General features: G+C 62.0%; 10 protein-coding genes. 5 read left to right on the top strand and 5 right to left on the bottom strand.

All coding sequences use genetic code 11. From position 1 onward, the window contains the following. Positions 1-43 precede the first annotated feature (43 nt). Complete coding sequence (gene dsbG, locus DWV00_RS07355; RefSeq protein ID WP_115532926.1) at positions 44-697, bottom strand: thiol:disulfide interchange protein DsbG; 654 nt, start codon at positions 695-697, stop codon at positions 44-46. Positions 698-838: 141 nt separating this feature from the next. Between dsbG and DWV00_RS07350 the strand changes: the two genes are divergently transcribed. Beyond that, the gene (locus tag DWV00_RS07350) at positions 839-1,504 is read left to right on the top strand and encodes a response regulator (RefSeq protein ID WP_115532925.1); all 666 of its coding nucleotides are present in this window, start codon (positions 839-841) and stop codon (positions 1,502-1,504) included. Continuing rightward, positions 1,504-2,925, top strand: a complete 1,422-nt coding sequence (locus tag DWV00_RS07345; protein ID WP_115532924.1) for an ATP-binding protein — start codon at positions 1,504-1,506, stop codon at positions 2,923-2,925. Before DWV00_RS07350 ends, DWV00_RS07345 begins: the two co-directional genes overlap by 1 nt. On the opposite strand, the gene DWV00_RS07340 is transcribed toward DWV00_RS07345, so the two are convergent. Beyond that, positions 2,905-3,681: a class I SAM-dependent methyltransferase gene (locus DWV00_RS07340; RefSeq protein WP_115532923.1), complete on the bottom strand. Its 777-nt coding sequence runs from the start codon at positions 3,679-3,681 to the stop codon at positions 2,905-2,907. The genes DWV00_RS07345 and DWV00_RS07340 overlap by 21 nt on opposite strands. Positions 3,682-3,859: 178 nt before the next feature. Here DWV00_RS07340 and ahpC point away from each other — a divergent pair, with 178 nt between their 5' ends. The 3 genes from ahpC (at position 3,860) to DWV00_RS07325 (ending at position 6,579) form a co-directional block, all read left to right on the top strand. Beyond that, positions 3,860-4,423, top strand: coding sequence for an alkyl hydroperoxide reductase subunit C (gene ahpC / locus DWV00_RS07335; RefSeq protein WP_115532922.1), 564 nt, complete (start codon positions 3,860-3,862; stop codon positions 4,421-4,423). A 107-nt stretch (positions 4,424-4,530) separates the two neighbouring features. Beyond that, complete coding sequence (ahpF, locus tag DWV00_RS07330; RefSeq protein ID WP_115532921.1) at positions 4,531-6,132, top strand: alkyl hydroperoxide reductase subunit F; 1,602 nt, start codon at positions 4,531-4,533, stop codon at positions 6,130-6,132. A 27-nt stretch (positions 6,133-6,159) separates the two neighbouring features. After that, a complete protein-coding gene (locus DWV00_RS07325; protein ID WP_115532920.1) occupies positions 6,160-6,579 on the top strand; it encodes a hypothetical protein in 420 nt (139 codons plus the stop codon). Positions 6,580-6,670: 91 nt separating this feature from the next. Here the strand turns inward: DWV00_RS07325 and hydA are convergent, their stop codons facing one another. The 3 genes from hydA to preA form a co-directional block, all read right to left on the bottom strand. Beyond that, positions 6,671-8,122 carry a dihydropyrimidinase gene (hydA, locus tag DWV00_RS07320; RefSeq protein WP_115532919.1) on the bottom strand — a complete coding sequence of 484 codons (1,452 nt, stop codon included), beginning with the start codon at positions 8,120-8,122 and terminating at the stop codon, positions 6,671-6,673. Between the two features lie 66 nt (positions 8,123-8,188). Next, a complete protein-coding gene (locus DWV00_RS07315) occupies positions 8,189-9,700 on the bottom strand; it encodes an NCS1 family nucleobase:cation symporter-1 (protein ID WP_115532918.1) in 1,512 nt (503 codons plus the stop codon). 91 nt (positions 9,701-9,791) lie between these two features. Further along, positions 9,792-11,084 carry an NAD-dependent dihydropyrimidine dehydrogenase subunit PreA gene (gene preA / locus DWV00_RS07310; RefSeq protein WP_115532917.1) on the bottom strand — a complete coding sequence of 431 codons (1,293 nt, stop codon included), beginning with the start codon at positions 11,082-11,084 and terminating at the stop codon, positions 9,792-9,794. Positions 11,085-11,153: the final 69 nt, after the last annotated feature.

Here is an 11,153-nt window from a genome sequence, read left to right as displayed (position 1 = left end):
TCAAGGTCGTGCCGGTCGCGGCGAGCCTCGTCGTTTCCCACTCCTACTGTGGACCCAGAATAGCGGGCAGTTGCGAAGATTGGGCACCTAACGACCTCCGCAGCCGACCGTTTGCATCTTCCCAATAGATCGCGGGCGTCCCTTCGATACCGAGTGCCGTCATCAGCTTCGCGTTTTCATCGAGCTTTTGCTTCGTCGCTGCATCGATGGTCGTGAGCGGCGCGATGCCGGTCGCATCGAGCGACTTCATATGCCCCGGCTCACTGTGCGCATTGACCTTGCACTGGGTCACTTCGTGGTCATGAAGCGCTTGCCGCGGATGCTGAGCCTCCAATAGCGCGGCAGCCTTTCCATAGCTGGTCGGCGTCAAAATGCCGACGACGATATTGCGCACCTGAACCTTGCCCGTTTTTACCCATGGCTGCATATCCACCCACAAGCGGTTGCAATACGGACAATTGGGATCCGTGAAGACGTAGACGATGCGCTTCGCGTCGGGGTTACCCTCCGCGATCCAATGACTTCGTTCGAGTTGCCCTAATACGCCTGCGCTCACCTGCCCTGCGCCGGCCATTTCGAGCGGAGGCTTCGTCATATCGCCGCCCTGCTCCGCTGCCATCGCGACCAACGCCGATGCTCCCGCGACCAGCGTGAATGCCCCCACCGCATACGCGATGCGCCCGATTCGAAAAGTCATTGCTTTCCTCCATTTTGTTTATTGAAACGCTGCGGGTTCGAGTAGCGCCGACGATAAGGCGACCGCGTTAACGGTGGGTTAACGCGCGATCCGCTACCATGGCAAGCACCTCATATCCGGAAATTGACCAAGACGCATCCGATGTTCCGCATTCTTCTCGTCGAAGACGACCATTCGCTCGCCATCGGCATGAGCGCCGGCTTACGCATGGCGGGATTGACCGTCGAGCGCGTGAGTTCGGCCGCACGCTCGCACATCGCCATGAGCGAAAAGCACTTCGACCTCGTGCTACTGGATCTCGGGTTGCCGGACCAGGATGGACTGGAGGTGCTGAAGGATTGGCGCGCACAGGAAATCGCCACGCCGATTCTGGTCGTAACGGCGCGAGATGCTATTGAACATCGGATTGAAGGATTGACTTCCGGCGCCGACGACTACCTGATCAAGCCATTCGATCTCGGCGAATTGATTGCCCGCGTGCACGCGCTCATTCGGCGAGCCACCGCCGTCAGCAAGAACATGTTGCAGCATGGGCGGCTACGCTTTTCTCTTTCGGACAGTGCCGCCTGGCTCGATGAAGAACCCGTCGTGCTCTCGCGCCGCGAGACCGTGCTGCTGGGTGTGCTGCTCCGACAGCCGCAAGCGGTATTCAGCGCCGATCAATTGCGTGCCTATCTATACGGCTCGGATGACGGTGTCGAAAGCAACGCGCTCAGCGTTCACATCCATCACCTGCGGCGCAAGTTCGGCGCGCAGATCGTCGAAACGGTCCGAGGCATCGGTTACCGTCTGGGGAAAGCCGAGTGATGCCCGATCTCCGAAGTCTCCGGTTCAGGCTGTTCGCCATTATCGGAATCTCCACCGTGCTGCTGACCGGTGCGATGAGCCTATGGTTGTTCCATGCCGTCCAAACCGAACTGACCCGCACGTTGGATCGGCGCCTTACCGCATCGGCCCATATGGTTGCCGGCATGCTGGCTAGGCAATCGGAAAGCGCGCGTGAAGACTTCGCGAGCAAGGCGGTGGCGGCCCCGCAGGCTCACGCAAGCCGCACCGATAGCGAGTCGTGCGAGATCAGTTTGCTGAGCGCCGGGAAGGTCGTCCGGACCATCGCCCGCTCCGCCGACAGCCCTCACTGGGGCGACCTCGCGCCGGGCCTGTCCACCCAAGCGGTCGCCGGCGAACGCTGGCGCGCCTATTCGCTCGTCGTCGGCAACCTGCGCGTCACGACTGCGGATCGCATGTCGGTTCGCTCGATGCTGATACGCGATCTGGCGTTCACCGCGCTCGTGCCGTTCTCGATAGCCATTCTCGGCGTTATAGCAATGATCTGGATCGGCGTGTCTCGCGGGCTGGCGCCGCTCGAGCGCATCCGAAAGATCGTGGCCGCACGTGCTCCAGGCGACGATCATCCGATTTCGTTTCCGCGTGTGCCTTCCGAGCTAAAGCCGCTGACCGACACCATCGAGCAGTTGGTTTCGCGAATGTCGATGGCCGTGGTGCGCGAGCGCCAATTCACCGATGCCGCCGCACACGAACTTCGAACGCCGCTCGCGGGCGTCAAATTGCATCTGCAGATACTGCAGATGGCCATTGATGCGCGTTCCAATCCCCCCGAAGTCGGCACCTCACTCGACCTCGCGCAATCGGATGTGCGGCGCATGCAGCATGTCTTGGATCAGCTGCTTTGGCTTGCTCGCGTGGAAACATCGGTAGGTTCCTCAACTACCGAGGATCGTTGCGATGCGCAGATGACGGCTGCGAGTGTGTTCGACGAATTGGGTGGTAGCGCACGGGGCGGGCTGCATCGCGTCACCCTCAATAGCATGCTCGCGCAACCGCTCGATGCCGCCATCCCCGAGCTGCTGCTCGCCACGGCGCTGCGCAATCTATTAAACAACGCGCTGCGCTATTCGCCCGAAACCGCACCCGTTGTTTTTACGGTATCGAGCGATGACGCCTGCGCCGTCGCCTTCTCCATCGAAGACAACGGCCCCGGCATGAGCGACGCTCAGATTGCCGATGCTCCACGCCGGTTCTGGCGCGGACACAACGATTCGGAAGGCAGCGGCCTAGGGCTAGCCATCGTCGCGGCAATCGCGCAGAGAGTCCACGGCCGACTCGTTCTCTCGAACCGCCCAGGCCATTCCGGCCTGCGCGCGACACTTCATGTGCCCTGCGCGGCCGAGATCCCGATCACAGGCGCATCATGCTTTGCCAACGATTAGCCGCAACGACCCATCGAAATGCGGTTGCGCCCGGAGAAATCCATACTTGGCATCCCATGTTCCATCGTCGAGATCGCCGCTCAATCGCTTCACAAAGAGCGGTTCAACTGCGGGATCGACAAAGCTCCATGCGGAATTCGCTCGCCGAGCCCCGGGCTCGAGCAACCGCTCCGGCCTACCGTAGTAGGCTTCGCTGAACCCGTCCGTGCAATCCAAGGGGATTTGCACGGAAACCACGTCCGCTTCACCGCCCAATCCTTCCACGATCTCGGAGATCGGGGGATATCGTCTTGCCTCGACGGCAATCATCTCCGGCGCATATTCGGCCAACCACGAGTTCTCGAGGCGAGCAGGATCGCACGTCAAGATCAGAACAGGGCCCGAGGTGACACGCCGCATTTCGGCGAGTCCCGCTTTGAGGTCGGGCCATTGATGGACCGTGAAGGTCGCCATACTCGCGTCGAAGGAGCGGTCGGCAAAGGGTAGGCTTTGTGCGACGGCGTCTATCGCAACCGGCAAGTGAGCGGGCCGCTGAGCGCGCATCGACGCGGACGGTTCGACTGCTGTGACATTCCGGTTTACCGGCTCATAGGATCCGGCACCCGCTCCGACGTTGAGCACGGAGCGAGCGTCAACGAGTGCCTCCGCTATGAATCCCTCAATGTGCGGATCAGGCTTCCGGTAAACCGTGTAGTCAACGCCGATCGCCCCGTAGTTCGCATCGCCCGCACTGCCATCGTCGTGTCTGTTCTTCAACTTCTTTTTCCTCTCTCATATTGAAGTCATTCCCCATCGATCCGCGAGCCGGAGCGGCGGGTTCAATGGGCACGATAGCCCGTCCCTATTTGATATATAAATTCAATCAACTTCACGAATCGATAGCATAGAGCCATACTTCACTCACTTTCCAACCCAACCAGAGGATTTACGCGAAATGCCGATCATCAACAGTCAAGTCAAGCCGTTCAAGGCCACCGCATATCACAATGGCGATTTCGTGACTGTCACGGACGAAAGCTTCAAGGGCAAGTGGTCCGTCGTCTTCTTCTACCCGGCGGACTTTACGTTCGTGTGTCCGACCGAGCTCGGAGATCTGGCCGACCGTTATGCCGAATTCCAGAAAATCGGCGTTGAGATCTACAGCGTGTCGACCGACACGCACTTCACGCACAAGGCGTGGCACGACACGTCGGACACCATCGGCAAGATCAAGTACCCGATGATCGCCGATCCGACCCGCGCGATCGCCCAAAACTTCGATGTCCTCATCGAAGAAGAAGGCTTGGCGCTGCGCGGCACGTTCGTGATCAATCCGGAAGGTCAGATCAAGCTGTGCGAAGTGCATGACAACGGTATCGGCCGCGATGCCGCGGAGCTGCTGCGCAAGGTGCAAGCCGCGCAACACATTGCCGCTCACCCGGGTGAGGTATGCCCCGCGAAGTGGACGCCGGGCGCTGAAACGCTGACGCCGTCGCTCGACCTCATCGGCAAGATCTAAGCCGTTCGCTACGGCGCAATGCGACGCCACCGGCACGATGGCGTCGCGTGCTGCCCATCGCCGTTACGCCCCGCCGTTACGCACCCACAAGAAACACCGGATAAGCCATGCTCGACGCCAATCTCAAGACCCAACTGAAAACGTATCTGAACCATGTCACGCGGCCCATCGAGATCGTCGCGTCGCTCGATGACTCGGCGAAATCGCAAGAGCTGCTGGCGCTGCTGAACGAGATTGCATCGCTGACCGATCGGGTCGCCGTGATCGAGCGCCGCGACGATGACGAGCGCAAGCCGTCGTTTTCGATCGGCGAGCCGGGCAAGGCCGCCGGCATTCGGTTTGCGGGCATCCCGATGGGACACGAGTTTACGTCGCTCGTGCTCGCGTTGCTGCAAGTGGGCGGCCACCCGGTGAAGCTCGACGAAGCGGTCATCGAACACATTCGCGAGCTCGACGGCAATTACGTGTTCGAAACGTATTTCTCGCTCAGTTGCCAGAATTGTCCCGAAGTCGTCCAGGCGCTGAATGTGATGGCGCTCATCAATCCGCGTATCCGTCATGTCGCGATCGACGGCGCGCTGTTTCAGGGCGAGGTCGAGTCGCGGCAGATCATGGCCGTGCCGACGATGTTTCTCAACGGTGAAGTATTTGGGCAGGGCCGCAGCGGCGTGAAGGAGATTCTCGCGAAGCTCGACAACAACGCCGGTGCGAAGGCAGCCAAGGCGCTCGAGAACAAACCGGTGTTCGACATGCTGATCGTCGGCGGCGGGCCCGCCGGCGCCGCGGCCGCCATCTACGCGGCGCGCAAGGGTATCGCAACGGGTGTAGCCGCCGAGCGCTTCGGCGGCCAGGTGCTCGATACGCTCGCGATCGAGAACTTCGTCTCGGTACAGGAAACGGAAGGACCGAAGTTCGCCGTGGCGCTCGAAGAGCACGTCAAGCACTACGAAGTCGACATCATGGACACGCAGCGCGCCGAAGCGCTCGTGCCCGGCAAGATCAACGAAATTCACCTCGCCAACGGCGCGGTGCTCAGAGCGAAAACCGTCGTGCTGGCGACCGGTGCGCGTTGGCGCGAGATCGGCGTGCCCGGAGAGCGCGAATACCGCAATCGGGGCGTGGCGTACTGCCCGCACTGCGACGGCCCGCTTTTCAAAGGCAAACGCGTGGCCGTTATCGGCGGCGGAAACTCGGGGGTCGAAGCGGCAATCGATCTTGCCGGCATCGTGCGCGAAGTCACCCTGCTCGAGTACGGCGAAAGCCTGCGCGCGGACGAAGTGCTGCAGCGTAAGCTGCGCAGCCTTGTGAACGTGACCGTGGTGACGCGAGCACAGACGACGCAGATCGAAGGCGACGGCGGCAAAGTAACGGCTCTGGTCTACAAAGACCTGCGCTCGGACGAACCGACGCGCGTCGAACTCGAAGGCGTGTTCGTGCAAATCGGGCTCGTGCCCAACACTGAATGGTTGAAGGGAACGGTCGAGTTGTCGCCGCGTGGCGAGATCGTGGTCGATGCCAAGGGGGCAACCTCGCTGCCGGGCGTGTTCGCGGCCGGCGACGTGACGACGACCCCATTCAAGCAAATCGTCATCGCCGTCGGGGAAGGCGCGAAAGCGTCTTTGGGTGCCTTCGACTATTTGATCCGCAGCACTGTCGAGCCGACGGCGAGCGCTCCCGCGATCCGCGAAGCCGAACCCGCACTTGCCTGATGGCAAAGTCCAAGGGGGCAAGTAAAAATGGAGCCCTGGCCGAACAACGAGAAGAACCTCGATCTCCTAGGTTTATGGTCCGGCCTTCTCGTACAGCTTTTGTACACCGCGCGGGAATGTACGCAGCCGGACGCCATTCGCAGGTTAAGGGCGTTCGGCGTTCGCAATCCCAATACGGTTGCGCGCAACCTCCTGGGCGAATACGCGAAAGCTCATGACTTCGCCGTGGCCTCGGGCTTCAAGCTACCGCAATCGGAGATCGAACGGCTCATGCACGAACAAGGGCTTCGTGACGACCTCAGCGAAGACTTCCGCGCACTAGCGCAACAGTATCAGCAGCTGTCGGCGGCAATGTGGCCTAGGTGCGGAAGTCCGCAGTTCAGATGGGTCAGCAGAAAAGCCCAAGTGCACTTCGCCCGCGCGAATGCACTCGGACAAGAAAGCTGACATTGGACGGACGCATGAGACCTGAATCACGCGCCCTTCATGTTTCGCCGGCAACGCTCCTTAACAATCCATCAACGCACGCTTGCGCTTTTCAGCGCGCCACCGGCTCTGGTTCCTTGAGCCGGTTCGCCACGCGCGTGGCCTCGAAATAGGCGGGATTGGGCGGCCGCTTCAAATAACGGCCACGCCCGCGCTCCGCTCGCAGATCGCCATCGGCCCATGCCAACTCGCCGCGCGCGATCGTATGCGTGGGCACGCCCTTGACCGTGATGCCCTCGAACACGTTGAAATCGACGTTCTGATGATGGGTCGCCACCGAAATCGTCCGGGTCCTCTGCGGATCCCAAACCACGAGATCGGCATCGCCTCCCTGCACAACCGCCCCTTTTCGCGGATAGAGATTGAAGATCTGCGCGGCGTTGGTCGACGTCACGCGCACGAACTCGTTCGGCGTGAGTCGCCCCATGTTGACGCCGAAATGCCAAAGCACGGCCATGCGATCCTCCACGCCGCCGCATCCGTTCGGAATCTTCGTGAAATCGTCCCGCCCCATCGCCTTCTGCGATGCGCAGAACACGCAATGGTCGGTTGCCGTCGTCTGCAGATGGCCGGCCTGCAACCCATGCCAGAGCGCATCGCGATGCGCCTGCGTGCGAAACGGCGGGCTCATGACGTGGGCGGCCGCACGCCCCCAGTCAGTATCCCGGTAGACCGATTCGTCGATGACGAGATGACCGGCGAGCACTTCGCCGAACACGCGCTGGCCTTCGCTGCGCGCGCGGATGATTGCATCGAGCGCATCCTTCGCCGACACGTGCACGATATAGACCGGCACGCCCAGCACCTGTGCGATCCGTATCGCTCGGTTCGCCGCCTCGCCTTCGACCTCGGGCGGGCGCGACAGCGGATGCGCTTCGGGCCCCGTGAAGCCGCGAGCGAGCAGTTCGCGCTGCAGGCGGAACACGAGTTCGCCGTTCTCGGCATGCACCGTTGGCAGTGCACCGAGTTCGAGCGCGCGCATGAAACTGTTCACAAGCACTTCGTCATCGGCCATGATCGCGTTTTTGTAGGCCATGAAGTGCTTGAAGCTCGAGACCCCATGCTCGTGCACGAGCGTCCCCATGTCGCGATGAACGGATTCGTCCCACCAAGTCACCGCCACATGAAAGCCATAATCGGCCGCCGCCTTCTCGGCCCAGCCGCGCCAATCCTCGAATGCGCCCATAAGCGGCTGGCGCGGGTTCGGAATCACGAAATCGATGATGCTCGTCGTGCCGCCCGCCAGCCCGGCCGCGGTGCCCGTGAAGAAATCGTCGCTCGCCCGCGTGCCCATGAACGGCAACTCCATGTGGGTGTGCGGATCGATGCCGCCCGGCATCACGTACTGGCCGCCCGCGTCGATCACGGTTGCACCGGGCGGCACGTCTAGATCGGGGCCGATCTGCGCGATCGTGCCGCCGGCCCCGCTGTCGTGACACAGCACGTCGGCCCGGTAGGTGTCGTTTGCGTCGACCACGGCGCCGCCGCGAATCAGGATTGCCATGTCGAAACCTCCTATCTCATGCAGTACCGTCGATGAATGCTAGTGCCAGCGCTCGTGCCAAGTTCCCTACGCCCGGGCGATGCGCGGGCTCGCCCGATTGCCGAGCTTCATCCAAACGCCATAGACGAGCGCCGCCAACACGAGCCCGACGAACCAGGCATACGTATAGAGGCCCTTGAACACGTCGGGCACATTCGGAAATGAAGACGGAAAAGCGGTATTGAGAAAGCCGGGCAGATTCGGCAGCACGCCCACCAGGAGCGCGGCGACGGCGGCGAGATTCCAGCCGCCCGTGTACGCATACTCGCCGTGCTCGTCGAAAAGCTCGCCATGATCGAGCCGCGTGCGACGCACTAAGAAGTAATCGATCATCATGATGCCCGCGACCGGGCCGAGCAGCGCCGAATACCCGACGAGCCACGTGAAAATGTAGCCGTGGGTGGTGGCCAGGATTTTCCACGGCATCATCACGATCGCGATCGTCGCCGTGATGAGGCCGCCTGTCTTGTATGACACCGCTCTAGGCCAGAGGCTCGAAAAGTCGTAAGCGGGGCCGACGAGATTGGCCGCGAGGTTGCAGCACATCGTATCGAGCGTGAGGATGATGAGCGCAACGCCGACGCCGATGCCCGTCATGCGGCTCGTGAGGTCGATCGGGTCCCAGATCGCCTTGCCGTAGATGACGACCGTGGCCGAGGTCACCACAACCGAGATCACGGAAAGCAGCGCCATCGGCGCGGGTAGGCCGATCGCCTGCCCCACCATCTGATCTCGCTGCGTGCGCGCAAAGCGCGTGAAGTCCGGAATGTTCAGTGCCAGCGTGGCCCAGAAGCCGACCATCGCCGTCAAACCCGGCCAGAACGTCGCCCAGAACTGCCCCGCTTTCTTGCCGCCCGCGACGAACTGCGACGGCGTCGACAGCATCGAGCCGACGCCGCCCGCCTTGGAAGTCGCCCACCAAACGAGCGCCACGCACATCACGACTTTGATCGGCGCAGACCAGCTTTCGAGCCAGCGGATCGAATCGGTGCCGTTGACGATGAAGTAGATCTGGATAGCCCAGAAGAACAAAAAGCACGCTGCCTGCCCCGCCGAGATGCCGAGCACCGCGATCGGCGCGCCTTGCAACGCGTTGCCCGTCAGGATGTTGAGCAGCGTATAGATTGCGCTGCCGCCTAGCCAGGTCTGAATCCCGTACCAGCCGCAGGCAACGATCGCGCGCAACAGCGCGGGCAGCTTTGCACCGTGCGTGCCGAACGACGCCCGCACGAGCACCGCGTAAGGGATCCCATGCTTGGCGCCGGCATGGCCGATCAGCAGCATCGGCACGAGCACGATCACGTTGCCGAGCAGCACGGTCAGCACCGCTTGCCACGGCGACATGCCCTGATCGGTCAGCCCAGCGGCCAGCATGTACGACGCGATGTTCATCACCATGCCGACCCATAGCGCCGCGAAGTGATACCACCTCCAGGTGCGCTTGGCGGGATCCGTCGGTGCGAGATCCTCGTTGTAGAGCGCACTCGCAGTCAGGCCCGGCTGCATCAGCGCATCGCTGCTTCCTACAGACTGATTCATCCCTTTCTCCCGTCGTCGCCTCCGTGCGATCCGCACGTATGGAATGTCAAATGGCCCGCGCGCCGTCTGATGCGGCGCGTCCGGACTCGAGTCAGGCCGCTTGCGCAGGAAGGCCCGCCTCGTCCTGCGTGCGCGCCGGGTTGTTCGGATGCGTCGTCCAGTTCGAATAAGCGCCACTGTCGACGCGCTCCATCGTGATGCATCGCTCGACCGGGCAGACGTGCATGCAAAGATTGCACCCGACGCACTGGTCGTCGATGACCTCGAAATGACGCACCCCATCCTTCTCCCGCGTAATCGCCTGGTGCGAAGTGTCCTCGCAGGCGATATGGCAAAGCCCGCATTGGATGCAGCGCGACTGGTCAATGCGGGCCTTGATGTCGTAACTCATGTTCAGGTACTTCCAGTCGGTCACGTTCGGCACGGCACGGCCACGCACGTCGTCGAGTGTCGCGTAACCCTTCTCGTCCATCCAGTTCGAGAGGCCGTCGGCAAGATCGGAAACGATCCTAAAACCGTAATGCATCGCGGCCGTGCACACTTGCACGCTGCCCGCGCCGAGCACGATGAACTCGGCGGCATCGCGCCAGGTCGTGATGCCGCCGATGCCCGAAATCGGCAACCCTGGCGTCTCCGTGTCGCGTGCGATTTCGGCGACCATGTTCAATGCGATCGGCTTCACCGCCGGGCCACAGTAGCCGCCGTGCGTGCCCTTGCCGTCGACCGTCGGCATCGGCGCCATCTGATCGAGGTCGACTGCGACGATCGAATTGATCGTGTTGATCAGCGATACGCCGTCGGCACCGCCTTTGAACGCAGCGCGCGAGCCGAGGCGGATGTCGGTGATGTTCGGCGTCAGCTTGACGAGACACGGTAGTCGCGTGCCCTCCTTGACCCAGCGCGTCACCATTTCGATGTATTCGGGCACCTGGCCGACGGCCGAACCCATGCCGCGCTCGCTCATGCCGTGTGGACAGCCGAAATTCAGTTCGACGGCATCGGCGCCTGTGTCCTCGACCTGCGGCAGTATCCACTTCCAGTCCTGCTCGTTGCAGGGAACCATCAGCGAAACGATCAGCGCGCGGTCCGGCCAATCGCGTTTGACCTGCGCGATCTCTTGCAGATTGACCTCGAGCGGGCGATCCGTGATCAACTCGATATTGTTCAAGCCCGCGATCCGCTGCCCGTTCCATTCCACGGCGCCGTAGCGCGAACTGACGTTGACGACGTGCGGGTCTAGGCCGAGCGTCTTCCAGACCACGCCGCCCCAGCCCGCCTCGAAGGCGCGGTTGACGTTGTAGGCTTTGTCGGTCGGCGGGGCCGAGGCCAGCCAGAACGGATTCGGCGATGAAATGCCCGCAATGGTGCAGCGAAGATCGGCCATGGTCGGCTCCGTGTGGCGAAAGCTGAAGACTGAAAGCTGAAACCTGACGGCGAAAAGCAGAGGTCGAAC

The sequence above is a fragment of the Trinickia dinghuensis genome, assembly GCF_003367175.1.
GTDB lineage: Bacteria > Pseudomonadota > Gammaproteobacteria > Burkholderiales > Burkholderiaceae > Trinickia > Trinickia dinghuensis.
This window is presented reverse-complemented; position numbering and strand designations above follow the sequence as displayed.

Coding starts and splice junctions, on each gene's coding strand:
- hydA (WP_115532919.1), bottom strand. CDS start 8,122: ATGGCAATCCTGATTCGCGGCGGCGCCGTGGTCGACGCAAACGACACC.
- ahpF (WP_115532921.1), top strand. CDS start 4,531: ATGCTCGACGCCAATCTCAAGACCCAACTGAAAACGTATCTGAACCAT.
- DWV00_RS07345 (WP_115532924.1), top strand. CDS start 1,504: ATGCCCGATCTCCGAAGTCTCCGGTTCAGGCTGTTCGCCATTATCGGA.
- ahpC (WP_115532922.1), top strand. CDS start 3,860: ATGCCGATCATCAACAGTCAAGTCAAGCCGTTCAAGGCCACCGCATAT.
- dsbG (WP_115532926.1), bottom strand. CDS start 697: ATGACTTTTCGAATCGGGCGCATCGCGTATGCGGTGGGGGCATTCACG.
- preA (WP_115532917.1), bottom strand. CDS start 11,084: ATGGCCGATCTTCGCTGCACCATTGCGGGCATTTCATCGCCGAATCCG.
- DWV00_RS07315 (WP_115532918.1), bottom strand. CDS start 9,700: ATGAATCAGTCTGTAGGAAGCAGCGATGCGCTGATGCAGCCGGGCCTG.
- DWV00_RS07325 (WP_115532920.1), top strand. CDS start 6,160: ATGGAGCCCTGGCCGAACAACGAGAAGAACCTCGATCTCCTAGGTTTA.
- DWV00_RS07350 (WP_115532925.1), top strand. CDS start 839: ATGTTCCGCATTCTTCTCGTCGAAGACGACCATTCGCTCGCCATCGGC.